The 19,730-nt window shown below is 62.3% G+C and carries 21 protein-coding genes and 1 tRNA gene; 15 read left to right on the top strand and 7 right to left on the bottom strand.

Going from position 1 to position 19,730, the window contains the following annotated elements:
* Positions 1-16 precede the first annotated feature (16 nt).
* Entirely contained in the window at positions 17-793 is a 777-nt protein-coding gene (gene tatC, locus AB4Y32_RS28045) for a twin-arginine translocase subunit TatC (protein WP_368724478.1), read from the top strand.
* A gap of 217 nt (positions 794-1,010) precedes the next feature.
* On the opposite strand, the gene AB4Y32_RS28040 is transcribed toward tatC, so the two are convergent.
* The gene (locus tag AB4Y32_RS28040) at positions 1,011-2,225 is read right to left on the bottom strand and encodes a Do family serine endopeptidase (protein WP_087736357.1); all 1,215 of its coding nucleotides are present in this window, start codon (positions 2,223-2,225) and stop codon (positions 1,011-1,013) included.
* Between the two features lie 20 nt (positions 2,226-2,245).
* Between AB4Y32_RS28040 and AB4Y32_RS28035 the strand changes: the two genes are divergently transcribed.
* The 8 genes from AB4Y32_RS28035 to AB4Y32_RS28000 all read left to right on the top strand — a co-directional run bounded on the left by AB4Y32_RS28035 (position 2,246) and on the right by AB4Y32_RS28000 (position 8,609).
* The gene (locus tag AB4Y32_RS28035) at positions 2,246-2,992 is read left to right on the top strand and encodes a Nif3-like dinuclear metal center hexameric protein (protein ID WP_368724477.1); all 747 of its coding nucleotides are present in this window, start codon (positions 2,246-2,248) and stop codon (positions 2,990-2,992) included.
* A 219-nt stretch (positions 2,993-3,211) separates the two neighbouring features.
* Positions 3,212-3,829, top strand: a complete 618-nt coding sequence (gene petA, locus AB4Y32_RS28030) for a ubiquinol-cytochrome c reductase iron-sulfur subunit (protein WP_368724539.1) — start codon at positions 3,212-3,214, stop codon at positions 3,827-3,829.
* A complete protein-coding gene (locus AB4Y32_RS28025; protein ID WP_368724476.1) occupies positions 3,829-5,214 on the top strand; it encodes a cytochrome bc complex cytochrome b subunit in 1,386 nt (461 codons plus the stop codon). The genes petA and AB4Y32_RS28025 overlap by 1 nt, the downstream gene beginning before the upstream one ends.
* A 23-nt stretch (positions 5,215-5,237) precedes the next feature.
* Entirely contained in the window at positions 5,238-5,990 is a 753-nt protein-coding gene (locus AB4Y32_RS28020; RefSeq protein WP_368724538.1) for a cytochrome c1, read from the top strand.
* Between the two features lie 95 nt (positions 5,991-6,085).
* A complete protein-coding gene (locus AB4Y32_RS28015) occupies positions 6,086-6,697 on the top strand; it encodes a glutathione S-transferase N-terminal domain-containing protein (protein ID WP_006052302.1) in 612 nt (203 codons plus the stop codon).
* 71 nt (positions 6,698-6,768) lie between these two features.
* On the top strand, positions 6,769-7,242 hold the full coding sequence (locus AB4Y32_RS28010) for a ClpXP protease specificity-enhancing factor (protein ID WP_368724475.1): 474 nt from the start codon (positions 6,769-6,771) through the stop codon (positions 7,240-7,242).
* Between the two features lie 19 nt (positions 7,243-7,261).
* Positions 7,262-7,337, top strand: a tRNA-Thr gene (locus tag AB4Y32_RS28005).
* Between the two features lie 147 nt (positions 7,338-7,484).
* Entirely contained in the window at positions 7,485-8,609 is a 1,125-nt protein-coding gene (locus AB4Y32_RS28000; RefSeq protein ID WP_368724537.1) for a methyltransferase, read from the top strand.
* A gap of 48 nt (positions 8,610-8,657) precedes the next feature.
* Here the strand turns inward: AB4Y32_RS28000 and AB4Y32_RS27995 are convergent, their stop codons facing one another.
* Positions 8,658-9,929, bottom strand: coding sequence for a TIGR03862 family flavoprotein (locus AB4Y32_RS27995; protein ID WP_368724474.1), 1,272 nt, complete (start codon positions 9,927-9,929; stop codon positions 8,658-8,660).
* Positions 9,930-10,228: 299 nt separating this feature from the next.
* Here AB4Y32_RS27995 and AB4Y32_RS27990 point away from each other — a divergent pair, with 299 nt between their 5' ends.
* Positions 10,229-10,444, top strand: coding sequence for a DUF1059 domain-containing protein (locus AB4Y32_RS27990; protein WP_368724473.1), 216 nt, complete (start codon positions 10,229-10,231; stop codon positions 10,442-10,444).
* Between the two features lie 124 nt (positions 10,445-10,568).
* Here AB4Y32_RS27990 and AB4Y32_RS27985 read toward each other — a convergent pair whose 3' ends face one another.
* Complete coding sequence (locus tag AB4Y32_RS27985) at positions 10,569-10,889, bottom strand: DNA-binding protein (protein ID WP_087736351.1); 321 nt, start codon at positions 10,887-10,889, stop codon at positions 10,569-10,571.
* A 404-nt stretch (positions 10,890-11,293) separates the two neighbouring features.
* Here AB4Y32_RS27985 and AB4Y32_RS27980 point away from each other — a divergent pair, with 404 nt between their 5' ends.
* Positions 11,294-12,124: an SAM-dependent methyltransferase gene (locus AB4Y32_RS27980; RefSeq protein WP_368724472.1), complete on the top strand. Its 831-nt coding sequence runs from the start codon at positions 11,294-11,296 to the stop codon at positions 12,122-12,124.
* Between the two features lie 22 nt (positions 12,125-12,146).
* Here the strand turns inward: AB4Y32_RS27980 and AB4Y32_RS27975 are convergent, their stop codons facing one another.
* Positions 12,147-12,728, bottom strand: a complete 582-nt coding sequence (locus tag AB4Y32_RS27975) for a DUF1415 domain-containing protein (protein WP_368724471.1) — start codon at positions 12,726-12,728, stop codon at positions 12,147-12,149.
* A gap of 31 nt (positions 12,729-12,759) precedes the next feature.
* Positions 12,760-13,392: a TetR/AcrR family transcriptional regulator gene (locus AB4Y32_RS27970; RefSeq protein ID WP_368724536.1), complete on the bottom strand. Its 633-nt coding sequence runs from the start codon at positions 13,390-13,392 to the stop codon at positions 12,760-12,762.
* Positions 13,393-13,547: 155 nt separating this feature from the next.
* Here AB4Y32_RS27970 and AB4Y32_RS27965 point away from each other — a divergent pair, with 155 nt between their 5' ends.
* On the top strand, positions 13,548-14,834 hold the full coding sequence (locus tag AB4Y32_RS27965; RefSeq protein ID WP_368724470.1) for an MFS transporter: 1,287 nt from the start codon (positions 13,548-13,550) through the stop codon (positions 14,832-14,834).
* Between the two features lie 263 nt (positions 14,835-15,097).
* A complete protein-coding gene (locus AB4Y32_RS27960; protein WP_368724469.1) occupies positions 15,098-15,691 on the top strand; it encodes a nitroreductase family protein in 594 nt (197 codons plus the stop codon).
* A gap of 70 nt (positions 15,692-15,761) precedes the next feature.
* Here the strand turns inward: AB4Y32_RS27960 and AB4Y32_RS27955 are convergent, their stop codons facing one another.
* Positions 15,762-17,231: an MFS transporter gene (locus tag AB4Y32_RS27955; RefSeq protein ID WP_368724468.1), complete on the bottom strand. Its 1,470-nt coding sequence runs from the start codon at positions 17,229-17,231 to the stop codon at positions 15,762-15,764.
* 22 nt (positions 17,232-17,253) lie between these two features.
* Between AB4Y32_RS27955 and AB4Y32_RS27950 the strand changes: the two genes are divergently transcribed.
* Positions 17,254-17,505: a hypothetical protein gene (locus AB4Y32_RS27950; protein ID WP_368724467.1), complete on the top strand. Its 252-nt coding sequence runs from the start codon at positions 17,254-17,256 to the stop codon at positions 17,503-17,505.
* Positions 17,502-18,770 (top strand): Hsp70 family protein, encoded by a 1,269-nt coding sequence (locus AB4Y32_RS27945; RefSeq protein WP_368724466.1) that lies wholly within the window; start codon positions 17,502-17,504, stop codon positions 18,768-18,770. The genes AB4Y32_RS27950 and AB4Y32_RS27945 overlap by 4 nt, the downstream gene beginning before the upstream one ends.
* A gap of 91 nt (positions 18,771-18,861) precedes the next feature.
* On the opposite strand, the gene AB4Y32_RS27940 is transcribed toward AB4Y32_RS27945, so the two are convergent.
* Positions 18,862-19,065: a cold-shock protein gene (locus tag AB4Y32_RS27940; protein WP_012402098.1), complete on the bottom strand. Its 204-nt coding sequence runs from the start codon at positions 19,063-19,065 to the stop codon at positions 18,862-18,864.
* Between the last annotated feature and the right edge of the window lie 665 nt (positions 19,066-19,730).

Here is a 19,730-nt window from a genome sequence, read left to right as displayed (position 1 = left end):
CCAACCGAGGGCCGGTGTGAGCGACCCCCAAAACCAGAACGAAGGCACTGAAGAGACCTTCATCTCGCATCTCGTCGAGCTGCGCGATCGCATCATTCGCGCCGGCATTTCGGTGATCGTCGTGTTTGTCGGGCTCGTGTATTGGGCGCCGGACATCTTCCGGCTGCTCGCCCGTCCGCTGATGACCAATCTGCCCAAGGACGGCAAGATGATCGTCACCGACGTCACCGGCTCGTTCTTCGTGCCGATGAAGGTGACGATGCTCGTCGCCTTCGTGATCGCGCTGCCGTTCGTGCTGTATCAGATCTGGGCATTCGTCGCGCCCGGTCTCTATCAGCATGAAAAGAAGCTGGTCGGGCCGCTCGTCGGCAGCAGCTATACGCTGTTTCTGTGCGGCATGGCGTTCGCGTACTTCGTCGTGTTTCCGACCATTTTTCGCGTGATGGCGCATTACAACGCGCCGCTCGGCGCGGAAATGACGACCGACATCGACAACTACCTGAGCTTCGTTTTGACGATGTTCATTGCCTTTGGCGTGACGTTCGAAGTGCCGATCGTCGTCGTGCTGCTCGTCCGGATGGGCGTGCTGACGGTGAAGAAGCTCAAGGAGATCCGGCCGTATGTGATCGTCGGCGCGTTTGTCGTGTCGGCCGTCGTGACACCGCCGGATGTGTTCTCGCAACTGATTCTCGCGATCCCGCTGATCGTCCTCTACGAAGCGGGGATCATCGCGGCGCGGCTCTTCGTGAGCAAGTCGGTGACCACGGAGAACGAAGAGAAGGCGGCGAGCTGACGGCCGGTCATTGTGCTGACGGCCGGTCATTGTGACGAAGGCGCTTCGGGTCGAGCCGCAGTCGACAGAGAAAAGCGCAGAGTAAGCGGACAAAACGGGCGGATAGCAAAAAGGGCAGTGCTCCATCGGAGTCTGCCCTTTTCGTTTGCGCTGCTGTCGGCTCGCGCGTGTGGGGCGCGTCAAATCGCCGCGCTTCGTGGTTTCAGTTCAGCAGACTTTAGCCGCCGTCGTCGCCCTGATCGTCGCCTTCGTCGGACGGCTGCTTCGGCGGCGGCGGGCGCTTCCCGATCATCACCGTCAGATCCATTTCCTTATTCTTGCGCACCAGATGCACTTTCGCGCCTGTACCCGGCTTGATCTGCGCGATGACGTTGAGCAGGCGCGTCGTATCGGTGATGTCCTGGCCATTGACGGATACCAGGATGTCGCCGGGCTTGATGCCCGCCTTGTCGGCGGGGCCGCCTTTCAGCACGCCCGCAACGATCGCGCCCGATTTCTGGTCGAGCCCGAACGATTCGGCGATCTCAGGCGTCACGTCCTGCGGTTCGACGCCGATCCAGCCACGCGTCACCGTGCCCGTCGTGATGATGCTTTCCAGCACGCTGCGCGCCGTCGAGACGGGAATCGCGAAACCGATGCCGAGGGAGCCGCCCGAGCGCGAGTAGATGGCCGTGTTGATGCCGAGCAGGTTGCCGTTCACGTCGACGAGCGCGCCGCCCGAGTTGCCGGGATTGATCGGCGCGTCGGTCTGGATGAAGTTTTCGAACGTGTTGATGCCGAGATGATTGCGCCCGAGTGCGCTGACGATGCCCATCGTCACCGTCTGTCCGACGCCGAACGGATTGCCGATCGCGAGCACGACGTCGCCCACGCGGGTCTGGTCCATGCGGCCGAGCGTAATGGTCGGCAGGTTGGTCATGTTGACCTTGAGCACGGCGAGATCGGTTTCGGGATCGACGCCGATCACCTTTGCTTCCGTCGTGCGTCCGTCGGCGAGCGCGATTTCGATCTGATCCGCGCCGTCCACGACGTGCTGGTTCGTTAGAATGTAACCTTCCGAACTGACGATAACTCCCGAGCCCAGGTTGGCTGCGGGTTGCTCTTGCTGCTTGCGGTTCCGGTCGCCGAAGAAATAGCGAAAGAGAGGATCTTTGGCGCGCGGATCGGGCGGAAGCGATCCGTCCTTGCTCGAAAACACGTTGACGACTGCGGGCATCGCTTTTTGTGCCGCGTCGGCATAGGAATTTTGCACAGCGCCGCCGTTGCCGATCCCCGGTGCTACCTCTCGCAGCGCGACGATCGGCTCGGCCAGTTGCTTGCCGAACTGCCCTTGACGTTGCAGCCATTGCGGTTTGAGGGTCGCAATGATGAACATCAGCGCCAGCAGCACGGTCACCGCCTGGGCGAAGAACAGCCAAAAGCGTCTGAGCATCTGAAAAATTAGAGGGATATATGGATCGGATCGAACTCGAATTGTACTTGAACAAGCTCCTTGAAACTTCGCGCTTCAAGGACTACTGCCCGAACGGCCTGCAGGTCGAAGGGCGGCGCAAGATCGACAAGATTGCGACGGGTGTGACGGCGTCGCTGGCCTTTCTGGAGGCCGCGCTGGAGTGGGGCGCCGATGCTGTGCTGGTCCATCACGGCTACTTCTGGCGCAACGAGCCGCCGCAGATCACCGGCCGGAAATACCAGCGGCTCAACGCGCTGATCGCCAACGATTTGAGTCTGTTTGCCTTCCATTTGCCACTCGACGATCACCCCGTCTACGGCAACAACGCGCAACTCGGCGCGAAGCTCGGACTGATCGGTGAATCGCGCTTCGGCGAAAACGACATCGGGTGGATCACCACGCTGCCGATGCCGATCACGCTCGCGCACTTTGCCGCACAAATTGAGCATACGCTTGCTCGCGCTCCCTTGGTGCTCGGCGATCGCGACCAGGAATTACGGCGCGTTGCATGGTGCACGGGCGCCGCGCAAGGCTATTTCGACGCCGCGATCGAAGCGGGCGCGGACGTCTACCTGACGGGTGAAATTTCCGAGCCGATCACGCATATGTCGGCGGAAAGCGGCGTCGCGTTCCTCGCCGCCGGTCACCACGCCACCGAGCGCTACGGCGTACAGGCGCTCGGCGCGCATCTGTCCGAACAGTTCGAGATCGAACACCTCTTTATCGATATTCATAATCCGGTCTGAATAACGATCCGATTACGCAACAAAAAGGCTTTAAAAACGGAGGAAATGCTTAATAAAAGCCGCAAAAATGTTTGCGATCCGTGCGGGGAAACCCTGATTTATCAATGACTTCGCACGGTTTTTGGCACTCGGCCCTTGTAAATGCTGACTCCATTCGAGCAAACTAGCGGCGGTAGACCCGACGTGAAGGAAAAATCCAACTCAGAAGTGGGGCGTGTGATGCGAGACAAGGAAGATGAACGCGTCGATGGCAGCCGCCGTAGCTGGCTGATTGCGACGACCGTAGCAGGTGGCATCGGAGGAGTCGCCACTGTCGTACCCTTTGTTAGTTCGTTTGCACCATCCGAAAAGGCCAAGGCGGCAGGTGCGCCCGTCGAGGTCGATATCTCCAACCTGAAGCCCGGCGATATGCTGACCGTCGCATGGCGCGGCAAGCCCGTGTGGATCATCAACCGCACCGACAAGATGCTGGCCGACGTCCAGAAGGCCGACAAAGAAGTCGCCGACCCCGAAACCAAGAACCCTTTTTCGCTGCCCGAGCCGGATTACTGCAAGAACGAGTTCCGCGCTCGCGCCGATCACAAGAATCTTTTCGTTGCCGTCGCGGTGTGCACCCACTTGGGCTGCACGCCGACGCCCCGCTTCCAGGAAGGCGCGCAGCCGAATCTGCCCGACGACTGGCCTGGTGGCTTCCTCTGCCCGTGTCACGGCTCGACCTATGACATGGCTGGCCGCGTCTTCAAGAACAAACCTGCGCCGCAAAACCTCGATATCCCGCCTTATATGATCACCGGCAGTACGCTCGTGATCGGCAAGGACGAGAAAGGAGAAGCGTAATGGCGACAACCGAAAAAGAGGTGGGAACGACGACGGGGCTGACGGGCTGGATCGATCGCCGTTTTCCGATGACGGCGACGTGGAAAGCGCATGTCTCCGAGTATTACGCGCCTAAGAACTTCAACTTCTGGTACTTCTTCGGCTCGCTTGCGCTGCTGGTGCTGGTCAATCAGATCGTCACCGGCATTTTCCTGACGATGAACTACAAGCCCGACTCGATGACGGCGTTCGCATCGGTCGAGTACATCATGCGCGAAGTGCCGTGGGGCTGGCTGATCCGCTACATGCACTCGACGGGCGCATCGATGTTTTTCGTCGTCGTGTATCTGCATATGTTCCGCGGGCTGCTGTACGGTTCGTACCGCAAGCCGCGCGAGCTCGTGTGGATCTTCGGCTGCGCGATCTTCCTGTGCCTGATGGCGGAAGCGTTCTTCGGCTATCTGCTGCCGTGGGGCCAGATGTCGTACTGGGGCGCGCAGGTGATCGTGAATCTGTTCTCGGCGATTCCGTTCATCGGCCCGGACCTGTCGCTGTGGATTCGTGGCGACTACGTCGTGTCGGACGTCACGCTGAATCGCTTCTTCGCGTTTCACGTAATTGCGATTCCGCTGGTGCTGCTGCTGCTCGTGGTTGCGCATATCGTCGCGCTGCACGAAGTGGGGTCGAACAACCCGGACGGCATCGAGATCAAGGCGAAGAAGGACGCGAATGGCATTCCGCTCGACGGCATTCCGTTCCATCCGTACTACTCGGTGCACGACTTCATGGGCGTGTGCATCTTCCTGATGGTGTTCGCGGCGATCATCTTTTTCGCGCCGGAGATGGGCGGCTACTTCCTCGAAGCGAACAATTTCATTCCGGCGAATCCGCTGCAGACGCCGCCTGAAATCGCCCCCGTCTGGTACTTCACCGCGTTCTACGCGATGCTGCGCGCGACCACGGACCCGTTCAAGATCGTCTTGATGATCGTGATTGGTCTGCTGGGCCTGTTCGCGCTGGTGCGGGCGCGCGGCAAGTGGAAGCTCGGTCTGCCCGTGCTCGCAGTCCTCGTGATTCTGGCGATGGCGTTCACCGAGTCGAAGTTCTGGGGCGTGGTGGTGATGGGCAGTGCGGTGGTATCGCTGTTCTTCCTGCCGTGGCTCGACCGGTCGCCTGTGAAGTCGATCCGTTACCGGCCGTTCTTCCACAAGGCGTTTTACGCGATCTTCGTGCTGGCCTTCCTGACGCTGGCGTTCCTCGGAACGAAGCCGCCGTCGCCAGCCGCGACGCTGATCGCGCAGATTTGCGCGCTGGTTTACTTCGCGTTTTTCCTTGGCATGCCGTTCTGGACGCCGCTTGGCAAGTTCAAGCAGCCGCCCGAACGAGTGCGGTTCAAACCCCACTAACCGCGAGCCAGGAGAAAACGAAGATGAAAAAACTACTTTCGACGCTCGCGCTGCTCGGCGCAACGGCGCTGGCGCTGTCCACGGCACTCGTTCGCGCGGAAGAAATCCCGCTCGACCGCGCGCCCGACAACACCGAAAATATCGCCTCGTTGCAGCACGGCGCCCAATTGTTTGTAAACTACTGCCTCAATTGCCACAGCGCGAACCAGATGCGTTACAGCCGATTGCAGGATATCGGCATTTCGCAGAAGGAAATTGAAAAGAACCTGTTGTTCACGACAGATAAAGTCGGCAATACGATGACGGTCGCAATGCGCCCCGACGACGCGAAAGCGTGGCTCGGCGCGATGCCGCCGGATCTGTCCGTGGAAGCGCGCGCGAAGAACAGCGACTGGCTGTACACGTATTTGCGCGGTTTCTACCGCGATGACACACGGCCGACAGGCTGGAACAATATCGTGTACGAAAACGTGAGCATGCCTCACGTGCTGTGGCAGCTTCAGGGGCAACGAACGGCGAAGTTCGAAGACGAAGTCAACGAAGAGACGAAGGAAAAGGTCAAGAAATTCGTGGGCTTCCAGCAGGTGACGCCGGGGACGATGTCGCCGGTAGATTATGATTCTGCTGTGGCCGACCTCGTGTCGTACCTTTCATGGATGTCCGAACCGACGCAGAAAACCCGTCGTCAGCTTGGCGTGTGGGTGCTGCTGTTCCTCGGCGTTCTGAGCTTTTTCGCATGGCGACTGAACGCCGCGTACTGGAAAGATATCAAATAGTCACACCGTGACGGGTGTGGGGCCGGCGCAAGGGAAGACCTGCAGGACGGTTTTCCCGGTCGCTGGCCCTTTAAGTTTTTTGAGGAAACGCAAACATGATGGTTCTGTATTCCGGCACTACTTGCCCGTTCTCCCAGCGCTGCCGGCTGGTGTTGTTCGAAAAGGGCATGGACTTCGAAATCCGCGACGTCGACCTGTTCAACAAACCGGAAGACATCGCCGTGATGAATCCGTATGGTCAGGTGCCGATTCTCGTCGAACGGGACCTGATCCTTTATGAATCGAACATCATCAACGAGTATATCGACGAGCGCTTCCCGCATCCGCAGCTGATGCCCGCGGATCCCGTCCAGCGTGCCCGCGCACGCCTGTTCTTGCTGAACTTCGAGAAGGAACTGTTCGTCCACGTCGGCACGCTCGAAAACGAGAAGGGCAAGGCCGCCGAGAAGAATCACGAGAAGGCGCGCCTCGCGATCCGCGACCGCCTGACGCAACTCGCGCCGATCTTCCTGAAGAACAAGTACATGCTCGGTGAAGAGTTCTCGATGCTCGACGTCGCGATCGCGCCGCTGTTGTGGCGTCTGGATCACTATGGCATCGAACTGTCGAAGAACGCCGCGCCGCTGATGAAGTACGCCGAGCGTATTTTTAGCCGTCCGGCCTATATCGAAGCGCTGACGCCGTCGGAAAAGGTGATGCGCCGCTGAGGTTTGAGATTGGCTTCGGGTGGGGCGCGTGGCGCTTCGATTCACGCGTCTGCCCGGCACGAGGACAGTTGATGCAAGAGATTTCCACGAAGCCGTACCTGCTGCGCGCGCTGTACGAGTGGTGTACCGATAACGGTTATACGCCGCATATCGCGGTGCGTGTCGATAACCAGACGCGTGTGCCGCGCCAGTTCGTGCGCGACAACGAGATCGTGTTGAACATCAGCTTCGAGGCGACGAGCCAGCTGCAGATGGGCAACGAGTGGATCGAGTTCCACGCGCGTTTTTCGGGCAAGTCGCACAAGATCGAGGTGCCTGTCGCGAACGTGCTCGCCATCTACGCGCGCGAGAACGGGCAGGGCATGGCGTTCCCGGTCGAGTCGGCAGGCGGCGAGGCGACGGATTCCGAGGACGACGAAGCCGTGATCGCCGACGAGCCGGAAGCGGCGGCGGCGGAAAAAGTCAGCGAAACCGATGAAGAACCGCGTCCGGACGACGATGGAACGAAAGGCGGCGGTAGAGGCCACCTCAAAGTCGTGAAATGAAGTAGAATCGCGGTCTTATGCCGGCTTAGCTCATCTGGTAGAGCAGTTGATTTGTAATCATCAGGTGGCGGGTTCGAGTCCTGCAGCCGGCACCACGCATTGAGAGTCGGGCCACGCGGCATCGCGTGGCCCGATTTGTTTTTGGGCGCATGATCGCGTTCCCGGTCGAAACATCGACGGCGAATGCACGCGGCTTCGCCGGAACCGACACGAGCGCCCGTGGCGCATACGTGCTTGCACACATGACCGATTTCCCGACCTTGACCTGGCCCGAAGCCGACGGCCCGCATTCCGCGCGTTGGCGTTCCGAAGCCGCCGTCCCGCCCGCCAAACGCGTCGTCATCGCCGACGATCGCACGACGGCCGACGCCGCATATCGCCTTGCCTGCGAGGGCACCGCGCTGTTGTGGCGCGGCGATTTCCAGAACGCACGCCAACTGCTGCAGGCGATGACTCGCCGGCTCGAACGCAAGCCTCGCAAGCAGGCCGCCAGTCCGCTCGATGCGTTCAACCTCCACCGGCAAGCCCAGTCGCAGCGCGCACGCACGCTCGGCATGCTGCTGATTCCGCTCGAAGGCGACTACACGATTCCGTTGCGCCGCGCGCCCGATGTTCGGCAGGCGTGCGAAGAAGTCTACGGACGGCCGGCACAGGAGCCGTCAATCGTTTCGTTGCGCGAGCTGCTTGGCCTGATCGGCGCGCATGAATGGCGCAAGAAAGGCGTCGAGATTCCCGCGCTTGAGGAGCGCATTCACCCGCATTACGGCGTGTTCTCGCCAGTGCGCGGCGAGTATGTGGATCTCATCGCGCGGACGCCGTTGCCGTCGCTCGAAAAGGCGTTCGATATCGGCGTCGGCACGGGCGTGCTGTCGGCCGTTCTCGCGAAGCGCGGCGTCAAGCGTATCGTCGCGACCGACCAGGACCCACGCGCGCTGGCGTGCGCGAAGGAAAACCTGACGCGCCTCGGTTATGACAGGCAGGTGGAAATCGTCGCAGTCGATCTGTTCCCGGAAGACCGTTCGCCGCTCGTCGTCTGCAATCCGCCTTGGGTGCCGGCGCGCCCGGCATCGCCGATCGAGAACGCCGTGTACGACTATGAGAATCGGATGCTGCTCGGTTTTCTGAGCGGACTCGCCGATCATCTCGAGCCGGACGGCGAAGGCTGGCTGATTCTGTCCGATTTCGCGGAGCATCTTGGCATGCGCACGCGTGACTGGCTGCTGACTGCAATCGACAACGCGGGCCTCACCGTCGCGGGGCGCGACGACATCAAGCCGCGTCATCCGAAGGCGACGGACACAACGGACCCGTTGCACACGGCGCGCGTCGCCGAAGTCACATCGCTGTGGCGGCTCAAGGCCAAATAAACCGCTGATTGCACGACAGGCGCAACCGGGCGAAAAGCGAGCCGGGGCTCAGCGCTCCGACGCCGCGACGAAATCCAGCGCGCCGCGCCCGGCAACGAGGCCGCTAGCGAAACAGGCCGTCAACAGATAGCCGCCCGTCGGCGCCTCCCAGTCGAGCATCTCGCCCGCGCAGAACACGCCGGGCAACTGTCTGAGCATCAGCGCGCGATCGAGCGCTTCGAACGGAACGCCGCCTGCGCTGCTGATCGCTTCGTCGATAGGGCGCGCACGTGCAAGCCGCAGCGGCAGCGATTTGATCGCCTGGGCGAGCTTTGGCGCATCGGTGAAGTCTTCCTTCGACAGGCATTCATGCAGCAAGCCGAGCTTCACACCCGCAATGCCGATGCGGCTGTGCAGATGACTCGACATCGAGCGTGAGCCGCGCGGCCGCGTCACTTCATCGATCACGCGCTGTGCCGTCAGGCCGGGCGCGAGATCGAGTCGTATCGTCGCTTCGCCTTCGGCGAGCAGGCGGTCGCGAATCGTCGAGGAAAGCGCATACACAAGACTCCCTTCGATGCCCGTCGACGTTACGACGAACTCACCTTGTCGATGCCGGACAACGCCGTCCATGCCTTCGACGCCGATCGACACCGGCTTTACGGGCTGGCCCGCGTAGCGCTCGCGGAAGTAGTCGGTCCAGTCAGCGTCGAAGCCGCAGTTCGCGGGCAACAGCGGCGCGACGGGGACATCGCGCTCATTCATCAGCGCGACCCACGCGGCATCGGAGCCGAGGCGCGCCCAGCTGCCGCCGCCCAGTGCGAGGACCACGGCGTCCGCGGTGACATCCAGCCCGCCTGCAGGTGTCGCGAAGCGCAGGCCATGCGCGTCATCGGATGAAGCCGACCAAGCGGTCCACTTGTGCCGCATATGAAAGCGCACGCCCGATTCCCGCAGCCGATGCAGCCACGCTCGCAGCATCGGCGCGGCTTTCATGTCGGTCGGAAACACCCGTCCCGAACTGCCGACGAACGTCTCGACACCCAACTCGTCGAGCCACGCACGCAGCGCATGCGGTCCGAATGCGTCGAGCAGCGGCGCGATATCCGCGCGGCGCTTGCCGTAACGATCGAGAAACGGCTCGATCGGCTCGGAATGCGTGATGTTCATGCCGCCTTTGCCCGCCATCAGAAACTTGCGGCCGACTGACGGCATTGCGTCGTACACGTCCGCGCGAACGCCCCCGCGCGCCAGTGCTTCGGCGGCCATCAGCCCCGCTGGGCCGCCGCCGATAACGGCAACGCGGATATGATCCTGGACGTGATCGGGCGAGTTCGACATCGGCTTGAAGTAGAGAAGGAGTGCGTGGAGAAAGGAAGCAAGGCGCGCGGCGCGAAGGCCGGTATTGTCCCACTGGCCTGGAAGCCCGGCAAACCCGCAACGGCAAACCCGCAACGGGCTCGCGCGGCGGCACAAGCGACCTATACTTTTCTCACATCCCTTCCGTTCCGGCGCACTCCGCGCCGTCCTGTCGCGCACGACTCACGTATTTCGCCGCTGCCCGCCGCTTCGCCGACCGATACGGCGAAGCGGCGCCAGCGCACGCGTTGCGCGCGACGTTTTGGTCTGAGGAGACTGTCATGGGTCGCAAATACATCGATTGCCGCGAATTCCCGAGCGACATCAACTGCACAGTCGCGCTATCTGCCGATTCGGAAAGCGAACTGCTCGAAGCCGCCGTCGAGCATGCAGTCCAGGCACACAAGCACAGCGATACGCCAGAACTGCGCGAGCAATTGAAGTCGTTGTTCCACGATGGCACGCCGCCGCTCGGCGCACCTGCCGCCGCTGCGTAGCGTGTCCGTGAGTTCAGGCGCGGCGATCGGATCACCGCGCCGACATGGCGAGGAGCGCGTGCGGCCACAAGCAGCTCACAGGAAGCAGGTGGCTGCGCGCCGTGCCCCGCAGCCGGTGACGGACTCAGCCCGGATAGGCCTCGTCGACCTTGAGTCCCGCGAGTTTGAAGATCACGCGCAGCGTCTGAGGCTTGATGTCGCGACGCGATGCGAGTGTCGTCATCACGAAGTCCAGCACTTTCGCGTATTTGAGGAGCGTCAGGCACGTCTCCAGATCGACACTGCCGTCACGCATGGCTTCCGCGAGATGCAACATCTCGACCGAGATGTCGCGCGCCATTTCGAGTTCCAGCTGCTGCTTTTCCGTCCACTCGGGCGTGGCCAGCAGTTTCGCCATGAGCTCCTGAAACTTGCGCTCGGCGTTTCCGTTGGGTGTGGTATCCATTTGCCGCCTCATCAGATCTGAGCGCGCTTCGTTGCAGTCCCGGCGCACTTCAGGTTATGTAACGTTCGAACCATGTTGCCGTTCGACCTCCCCCACGCGTACCGGCTTCTCGATGCCGCGGCGGCCGGTCGCCTGTCTCTTGTCATGCGTGCCGCGGGCCGTCAGGCTCACCGTACGGCTTGCCGCCGGCCCGCGACAGACGACTCCTGCATCGCGACACGCTTGTCCAGCAGGTCCAGAGTCAGCCGCTTTGCCGCACGAACTGTTCCTGGCTGGGCGCGATATCGCCGCCGACGCGGAAGAACCGGGACCGTCCACCGCGCTTTGGGTAAACTGACAGACACTTTTCCCTTTTTCCGTCACCTGACGCACGTTCGCGATGCAATCGGTGGCGAGTTCATTCGATGTCCAGCAAAACTTACGAAGTCCGTCCGAACCAGTCGATCGAACTACTGAAAGAACTCCATATCCTGACGCGCGACGGCAAGATGAACCAGGACAGCCGCCGCAAGCTCAAGCAGGTCTATCACCTGTTCCAGTTCATCGAGCCGCTGCTCCAGGATGTGAAGGAGACGAAAGGAGCGCTCACCCTCGTCGATCACGGCGCGGGCAAGTCCTACCTTGGCTTTATTCTGTACGACCTGTTCGTCAAAGAACTGCGGGATAACTCGCACATTTTCGGCATTGAGACGCGCGAGGAACTCGTTACGAAGTCCGAAGAGCTTGCCGCGCGCCTCGGCTTCAAGGGGATGTCGTTTCTGAATCTTTCCGTAGCGGAGTCGATCGTTTCAGACAAACTGCCGGCGAGCGTCGACATTGTCACGGCCTTGCACGCGTGCAACACGGCCACGGACGACGCGATCCGCTTCGCGCTGGAGAAGCATGCGAAGTACATCGTCGTCGTGCCGTGCTGCCAGGCGGAAGTGGCGGGCGTGCTGCGCAAGAACAAAGGCAAATCGCTCGGCAACGCGCTGACGGAGATCTGGCGGCATCCGCTGCATACGCGCGAGTTCGGCAGCCAGATCACCAATGTGCTGCGCTGCCTGCAACTGGAAGCGCACGGCTATCAGGTCAACGTGACGGAACTGGTCGGCTGGGAGCACTCGATGAAGAACGAGCTCATCATCGCGACCTATAAGGACTTGCCGCGCCGTCGTCCGGCGGAACGGCTCAATGAAGTGATGGAGACGCTCGGCATCGGCGAGTTGCGCGAGCGCTTCTACGTCGAGGCCTGAGATGCGGTGAACGGTTAGCCCGTCAGTCTTTGGCGGGCTCGCTCATCCACTTTCGCCAGCCGTCCGGCCCGAGGCGGCGCACAGTTTCCTCGTTGCGTTCGTAGATGTCAGCGGCGTCCGGAAAAGCGTCGACTGCGCGCTGGATGCTCGCTTCGCGCAGCAGATGCAGGATTGGCCACGGCGAATGGTTCGTGTAGTTCTCGATATCGTCGGGGCCGCTGCCCTCGAACTGATAGTGCGGGTGAAAGCTCGCGATCTGCAGCGTGCCTTCCAGCCGCAACTGCTTCAGCATCCGGTCCGCGAAGAACAGGCAGTCGTTGTACTCGAGAAAATCGGCGAGCGCGCGCGGGATGATAAGCAGCGTCGTGTCGATATCGGCGGGGTCGGATTCCGCCAGCATGCGCAGTTCCGTTTCCAGATCGGCAAGCACGCCTTCCATATCGGTTGCCTCGCTGATCGCGTAGCGGATCTGGTTCTTGACGTGCACCGCTTTCGCGAACGGACACAGATTCAGCCCGATGACGGCCCGTGTCAGCCAGTGGCGGGTGGCGTCGAGAATGGCGTCGTGGCTGGGGGTGTGTGATCCGGCGGGCGTCGAAGGCATGATGTGAGGCGGGCGGCAAAAGCGGAAACCGCTATTTTACCGGCGCCTCTCCGCATGCCTGTGCGACAAGCTGCACAGCGACGAGCGGCGCGACCTTGATCGGCCCGCAGCCCGGGCCATATGTCTGGCTCGATGCGTAAACGCCTTCGATCAGCAGCGCAAGCGCGTTCGCGAGTTCGGCCGGATCGCGCGCGCCCGCAGCGGCGCAAAGCTCGTTCAACCGCTGCATCAGCTTCGTCTTGTTATTCAGCACGCACAGCCTCGCCGGATGCGAGGGTTCCGGAAATTCCGCCGACACGTTGACGAACGGGCAGCCGCGATAGTCGTCCTTCGACGCGCGTCCCGACAGGTCCTCGAAATACTGCACGATCTGCTTCTTCGGCTCGCCGGGATGCTTTGCGATGCTCTCGTCGAAGCGTTTGAAGAACTGCAGGTCCGACTCTTCCAGATAGGCGACGACCAGATCGTCCTTTGACGAGAACTGGCGATACAGGCTCATCTTGTTGACGCCCGCGCGCTCGACGACGGCATCGACCCCCACCGCCCGCACGCCTTCCCGGTAGAACAGGTCGGCGGCGGCGCGTAGCAGATGCCGCTGCGCTTCGGAGCCGGCCGTCTGCGTGCGGCGGCTCGGCGCGGATTTGGTGGTGTCGGAATTGGCCATGGTCTTGTGATCCACGAGTAAGACGCCTTGACATGTTACCGACCGGTAACTAACATTGCAACACTGATTGTGACAGACCAGTCACAAGTCCTTTACGAAGTTGGTAAGAATCCGTGCTGTGAAGGATCGGGTACGGCGAACCCATTGGAGAACCGATGAACTGGGCAGCAAGAATGATAGGTGGGCGCTTCCACTACGGCTGGCTGGCCGTGGCGGTGGTCTTTCTGGTGTTGCTTGCGGCGGCCGGCACGCGCGCGACGCCGAGCGTGATGATGGTGCCGCTCGAACACGATTTCGGCTGGAGCCGCGCGACGATCTCGCTGGCAATTTCGGTGAATATCGCGCTGTATGGGCTGATGGGCCCGTTCGCGGCGGCGGCGATGCAGCGCTTCGGCGTGCGCCCCACCATTCTGGCGGCGCTCGGCGCGATGGCGGCGGGCGTCGGCCTGTCGTCGCTGATGACGCATCCGTGGCAGATGATTCTCGTGTGGGGCGTGATGGTCGGCGGCGCGACGGGCGTGGCGGCGCTGACGCTGTCGGCGACGGTCGTCAACCGCTGGTTCACGACGCATCGCGGTCTCGTGATGGGGATACTCACCGCCAGTTCGGCGACGGGCCAGCTCGTGTTCCTGCCGCTCCTTGCGGCGATCGCGCAGCATCACGGCTGGCGGCCCGTCGTGTGGACGGTCGCGGCGGCTGCGGCCGTCGTGCTCCCGCTCGTCGCGTTCCTGCTGCCGGAACGTCCCTCCGACATGGCGCTGCGTCCATATGGCTCACCCGCCGACGCGCCCATTCGGTCCGACATGAGCAAGCAAAACCCGCTTGCGATCGCATTCGGCACGCTGGCTTCGGCAAGCAAGACGCGCGACTTCTGGCTGCTGTTTTTCAGCTTCTTCATCTGCGGCGCGAGCACGAACGGTTATGTCGGTACCCACCTGATCGCGATGTGCGGCGACTACGGGATGACGGAAGTGCAGGGCGCATCGCTGCTCGCGGCAATGGGCATCTTCGATCTGTTCGGCACGACGCTGTCGGGCTGGCTGTCGGACCGCTTCAACGCCCGCGTGCTGCTGTTCTGGTACTACGGCCTGCGCGGCCTGTCGCTGATCTATCTGCCGCACGCGTTCGGCATCGACTTCTTCGGCTTGCCGCTTTTTGCCGTGTTCTACGGCCTCGACTGGATCGCGACCGTCCCGCCGACCGTGCGCCTCGCCACCGATGTGTACGGCAAGGAGTCGGCGCCCGTCGTGTTCGGCTGGGTCGTCGCGGGGCACCAGCTCGGAGCGGCATTCGCGGCGCTCGGCGCGGGCATGCTGCGCGCGAGCCTCGGCACGTACACGGTTGCATCGATGATCTCGGGCGGCTTGTGCCTCATCGCGTCGATCATCGTGCTGCGGATCAATCGCGGCGAACGACGCGTGGCGAGTCAGGCCACTGTCTGACGCTTGCGTCGCGGCGGTTTGCGTCCCCTCCGTTTGGATCTCCTTCGTTTGCATTCCTTGGGGCGCCACGTTTAGACGCAGAAGCAAGCGCTTCGGATCATCCTCACAGCGCGTCGCAGCCGAAGAGCCGCGGCGCGCTTTTCCATTGCGCTCGCGCGATTTGCATCTGCACGACGCGCGAAGCGGGATCGGGACGCCTCGGTTATCCTAGTGGGCCCTCGGGCTACGGCCCGCCATTCATGAATTTCGACCGAGAGATGCGCATGACCAACAAACCCGCACCCACCGACGTTCCCATTCATGAACTGATCGCCGGCCGCTGGAGCCCGCGCGCGTATTCGAGCGAGCCTGTGAGCCGCGAGCAACTGCGCGCGGTGCTCGAAGCGGCACGCTGGGCGCCTTCGTCGTACAACATGCAGCCGTGGCGTTTCGTCGTGTTCGATCGCTCGACTGACGAAGTGGCGTTCAAGAAAGCGTTCGACACGCTCGTGCCGTTCAATCAGGCCTGGAACGCGAATGCACCGGTGCTGATCTGCGTGACGACGCACACGCTGACGTCGAAGGGCGATGTGAACCGCTGCGCGCCGTACGACGCGGGTGCGGCGGCAATGTCGCTGGTCTTGCAGGCGCACGCGCTCGGACTGGCCGCGCATCAGATGAGCGGCTTCGACGTGAACGCATTCCGCAAGGCGTTTTCGGTGCCCGACGACGTCGAAGTGATCGCGATGATTTCGCTTGCGCACTGCGGCGATATCGACAAGCTCGACCCTGTGCTGCGTGAGCGCGAGAAGTCGGCGCGCGTGCGTCTGCCGCTCGGCGACGTCGCCTATGCGGGCGCGTGGAACAAGGCGTTCTGAGCGATCCGCGAGCCGCTTTCGCACCACGACCCGACGCGGCCCGAGGGCCGCGTTTTTCATGCGCGTCCGATTAGTCGCTGTCGACGGCGGACAGCGGCGTCGCGACGGTTTCGAGAGATCGCCGTTCCGCGTTGACGCCCCAGATCGCGGCGATCAGCGCGGCGGCGAGCATCAGCGCCGAGCCCACCAGATAGCCGGAAAAGACTTCGCTGCGCTGGTGCGTGTCGATCAGCCGGCCGAAGAAGGCGGGACCCGCGATGCCGCCGAGCGCCGTTCCGAACGCGTAGAACACCGCAATCGCAAGCGCGCGGATTTCGAGCGGGAACGATTCGCTGACGGTCAGATACGCGGAACTCGCGGCCGCCGAAGCGAAAAAGAAAATCACCATCCACGAGATCGTCTGCGTCGTCACGGAGAGCATTTCCTTTTCGAACATATAGCCGCTGACGGTCAGCAGGATTCCCGACAGCGCATACGTCGCGGCGATCATCTTGCGTCGGCCGATCACGTCGAACAGCCTGCCGATCAGCAGCGGCCCGGTGAAATTGCCGAACGCGAACGGCAGGATGTACCAGCCGATGTGCTCGCCCGGCACGTGATAGAAGTCGGTCAGCACGAGCGCGTAGGTGAAGAAGATCGCGTTGTAGAAGAACGCCTGCGCCGTCATCAAGGACAGCCCGACCAGCGCGCGGCGCCGGTGCAGCATGAACAGCGTGTGGAAAACCTCGCGCAGCGTCGTGTGATCGCGAGCCCGCAGACGCAGGCGGTTCAGGCCGTCGTCTGCGAGCGTGTGATTGGCCGCGCGAAAGCGTGTTTCGATGCCTTCGACGATCGAGCGCGCCGCTTTCTCTTCGCCGTGCGTGAGCAGCCAGCGCGGGCTTTCGGGTATCCAGGCGCGCATCGGCAGAATCGCCAGCGCGAGCGCCGCGCCGATGAAAAAGCACGCGCGCCAGCCCCAGTCGCCGGGCAGCAGATGCGGATCGAGCAGAACCAGCGAGCCGAACGCGCCCAGCGCCGCGCCGATCCAGAACGTGCCGTTGATCGCGAGGTCGGTGTGGCCGCGCACGCGGGCGGGCGTGAACTCCTGAATCGTCGAGTTGATCGCCGTGTATTCGCCGCCGATGCCCGCGCCCGTCAGGAAGCGAAAGATGAGAAAGCTCGCGAGATTCCACGAAAAGGCCGTCGCCGCCGTGGCCGCCAGATACAACGCGAGCGTGATGAAAAACAGCTTGCGCCGCCCGAGCCGGTCGGTCAGCCAGCCGAAGCCGAGCGCGCCAAGCACCGCGCCGGCGATATACGCGCTGCCCGCGAGGCCGACGTCCGCGTTCGAGAAACGCAGCACTGCGCTCGACTTCAGCGCGCTCGCCACCGAGCCCGCGAGCGTCACCTCCAGCCCGTCGAGCAGCCACGTCACGCCGAGCGCGACGACGATCAGCGTGTGAAAGCGCCCCCAGGGCAAGCGGTCGAGCCGCGATGGCAGATCGGTCTCGACGATGGTCGTCGGGTCGCTGCGAATCGTGGCGGCGGAGGATTCCTCCATCGAGTCTCCAGAAGTCTCGTGAATGTTCGAATGTGATCCGTCGAGTGATCGGAAGGTTCTGCAAGCTGGCAATCTGACGGGGTATCCTGTCGCATTCATCCGCGCGCGGCGCGACCCTTGGATGGAGCAAATTGCGTTCCGCGACGCCGGCAACGTGCGCAGTGCGCTATGGGCGCTGTCGGGGTTGCTGTCGGTTGATGGTGTCACCGCTTTCATGTTACAAAGCCCGTCCTCTTTCTGTGCGCGCCAGCGCGAGCGGCGTTTCCTGCCATGACCTATTGCGCGATTGACTTCGGCACGTCTAACTCGGCGGTCGCCGTCCCGGTCGGCGGCCCGTCGGCTGAACAAGCTGTGTTGAAGTTGGCGCCCGTCGAAGGCGCGTACACGACGCTGCCCACCGCCGTCTTCTTCAACACCGACGAAAACACCCGCGAGTACGGCCGTGCGGCGCTCGACGCGTATATCGACGGCTTCGATGGCCGCCTGATGCGTTCGATGAAGAGCATTCTCGGCTCGCCGCTTGCCGAGAACACGACCGATCTCGGCGATGGCAGCGCGATCAAGTACACCGAAGTCATCGCGATCTTCGTCACGCATCTGAAGCGGTGCGCCGAGCAGGCGGCGGGCACGCCGATCGCCCGCGCGGTGCTCGGACGTCCGGTGTTTTTCGTCGACGACGATCCGCGCGCCGACCTGCTCGCGCAACAGCAACTGGAAGCGGCGGCGCGTTCGGTCGGCCTTCGGGAGATTCACTTCCAGTACGAGCCGATCGCGGCCGCGTTCGACTACGAAGCGCATCTGACGCACGAGGGGCTCGTGCTGGTCGCGGATATCGGCGGCGGCACGTCCGATTTCTCGCTGGTGCGCGTCGGCCCGGAGCGGATGAAGCGTCTGGAGCGCAAGGACGACGTGCTGGCACACCACGGCGTGCACGTCGCCGGAACGGATTTCGACCGGCGCGTCGAGCTAGCGACGATCCTGCGCGAACTCGGCTATCAGTCGCTCGATCCCGAAAGCCGTGAGGTGCCGAACCGCGTTTATTTCGACCTCGCGACGTGGCATCTGATCAACACGATTTACACGCCGAAGCGCGTATCCGAACTGGCGCTGATGCGGCATCTTTACTCGGACACGCGCCATCACGACCGGCTGATGCGCGTCGTCGAGCAGCGCTTTGGCCATGCGCTTGCTGCGCACGCGGAGGAAGCGAAGATTGGCGTCGCGGCGGGCGGTGAGACGCTGATCGACCTGGAGATCGTCGAGGAGGACTTGCGCCTTGCCTTCGACGAAGCGCAACTGATTGCGGCCGGCAAGGACGAGACGCAGCGCATCGTGCAGGCTGCGCGCGAAACGGTGCAACGAGCGGGCGTCGCGCCGCGCGACGTCGATGCGCTTTACTTCACGGGCGGATCAACGGGGCTCGCGTTTCTGTCGAGCGCGCTGGCGGCGGCGTTTCCCGATGCGCGTCCTGTTTTCGGCGACCGGCTCGCGAGCGTCGCAACAGGCTTGGGCATTCACGCGCGACGCCTGTTCCGGTAAAGACTCATACAGCGCGTCGATAATCGCATCGGTCAATAAACAAAAAACCCCGCCGAGGCGGGGTTTTTTGCGTTCCAGAAGGAGGCGAAGCTTAGGCCGGCTTGATGTTAGCGGCTTGCTTGCCCTTCGGACCCGTCTTGACGTCGTAGGTAACCTTTTGGTTTTCCTGCAGCGTCTTGAAGCCTTCGACGCGGATTTCCGAGAAATGCGCGAACAGATCTTCACCGCCGGCGTCCGGCGTGATGAAGCCAAAGCCCTTTGCGTCGTTGAACCACTTGACGGTACCGGTTTCCATATTACTTTTTCCTAAAAATGGTGAACAAGGCCGAAGCCAAAAAAAAGGCCGTAGCCCGAGGGTGCATGAAAATCAAGGAAGGGTAATGGGACCAACCGGAGTACCGTTGATGGGCGAACTACGAAAGACCAATTCACTCGCCGCTTGAAATCCTGCCCGTTCTTTATACGGGCATTTCGAGAGAAGGTCAACCGCAATCTTTAAATCCCCATATAGGACGGGGATATCGGCGCCGCATCGCTTGTCTTACAAAGCTTGCTATGTTCTTGATTTTTTTATAGGACGGACACGCTTTTTGACTGCAATCGGGCGGTGCAACCGTTAAACTACGCCCCGCGCGCGACGGGTTGCACCTTGCGTAACCCGCAACCCGGACTCGCGCCCGCCCTCCGTATGCCCTAGTCTTTTGGATGACCTCCAGCCGTCTCTCGTGGCACGCGGCAGCGGCGTGCTTTCAGATCGTAACCATCTTGCATGGGACGGGAGCAAGCGCTAAAGCCCAATTCCCGTCGACACAGGAGAAGTCGTGAAAAGTTCTATTCAACGGCACATCGGCCCATTCGCGCTGATGCTGACGGGGCTCGGCTCGATCATCGGATCGGGCTGGCTGTTCGGCGCCTGGAAGGCGGCCAAGATTGCAGGTCCTGCCGCGATCTGCGCGTGGG

The organism is Paraburkholderia phymatum, from assembly GCF_040965635.1.
Classification (GTDB): Bacteria; Pseudomonadota; Gammaproteobacteria; order Burkholderiales; family Burkholderiaceae; genus Paraburkholderia; species Paraburkholderia phymatum_B.
This window is presented reverse-complemented; position numbering and strand designations above follow the sequence as displayed.

Coding starts and splice junctions, on each gene's coding strand:
- AB4Y32_RS27965 (WP_368724470.1), top strand. CDS start 13,548: ATGAACTGGGCAGCAAGAATGATAGGTGGGCGCTTCCACTACGGCTGG.
- AB4Y32_RS28010 (WP_368724475.1), top strand. CDS start 6,769: ATGCAAGAGATTTCCACGAAGCCGTACCTGCTGCGCGCGCTGTACGAG.
- petA (WP_368724539.1), top strand. CDS start 3,212: ATGCGAGACAAGGAAGATGAACGCGTCGATGGCAGCCGCCGTAGCTGG.
- AB4Y32_RS28000 (WP_368724537.1), top strand. CDS start 7,485: ATGACCGATTTCCCGACCTTGACCTGGCCCGAAGCCGACGGCCCGCAT.
- AB4Y32_RS27940 (WP_012402098.1), bottom strand. CDS start 19,065: ATGGAAACCGGTACCGTCAAGTGGTTCAACGACGCAAAGGGCTTTGGC.
- AB4Y32_RS28015 (WP_006052302.1), top strand. CDS start 6,086: ATGATGGTTCTGTATTCCGGCACTACTTGCCCGTTCTCCCAGCGCTGC.
- AB4Y32_RS27980 (WP_368724472.1), top strand. CDS start 11,294: ATGTCCAGCAAAACTTACGAAGTCCGTCCGAACCAGTCGATCGAACTA.
- AB4Y32_RS27995 (WP_368724474.1), bottom strand. CDS start 9,929: ATGTCGAACTCGCCCGATCACGTCCAGGATCATATCCGCGTTGCCGTT.
- AB4Y32_RS28040 (WP_087736357.1), bottom strand. CDS start 2,225: ATGCTCAGACGCTTTTGGCTGTTCTTCGCCCAGGCGGTGACCGTGCTG.
- AB4Y32_RS28025 (WP_368724476.1), top strand. CDS start 3,829: ATGGCGACAACCGAAAAAGAGGTGGGAACGACGACGGGGCTGACGGGC.
- AB4Y32_RS27960 (WP_368724469.1), top strand. CDS start 15,098: ATGACCAACAAACCCGCACCCACCGACGTTCCCATTCATGAACTGATC.
- AB4Y32_RS28035 (WP_368724477.1), top strand. CDS start 2,246: ATGGATCGGATCGAACTCGAATTGTACTTGAACAAGCTCCTTGAAACT.
- AB4Y32_RS27945 (WP_368724466.1), top strand. CDS start 17,502: ATGACCTATTGCGCGATTGACTTCGGCACGTCTAACTCGGCGGTCGCC.
- AB4Y32_RS27950 (WP_368724467.1), top strand. CDS start 17,254: ATGTTCGAATGTGATCCGTCGAGTGATCGGAAGGTTCTGCAAGCTGGC.
- AB4Y32_RS27985 (WP_087736351.1), bottom strand. CDS start 10,889: ATGGATACCACACCCAACGGAAACGCCGAGCGCAAGTTTCAGGAGCTC.
- AB4Y32_RS27990 (WP_368724473.1), top strand. CDS start 10,229: ATGGGTCGCAAATACATCGATTGCCGCGAATTCCCGAGCGACATCAAC.
- AB4Y32_RS27955 (WP_368724468.1), bottom strand. CDS start 17,231: ATGGAGGAATCCTCCGCCGCCACGATTCGCAGCGACCCGACGACCATC.
- AB4Y32_RS27970 (WP_368724536.1), bottom strand. CDS start 13,392: ATGGCCAATTCCGACACCACCAAATCCGCGCCGAGCCGCCGCACGCAG.
- AB4Y32_RS28020 (WP_368724538.1), top strand. CDS start 5,238: ATGAAAAAACTACTTTCGACGCTCGCGCTGCTCGGCGCAACGGCGCTG.
- AB4Y32_RS27975 (WP_368724471.1), bottom strand. CDS start 12,728: ATGCCTTCGACGCCCGCCGGATCACACACCCCCAGCCACGACGCCATT.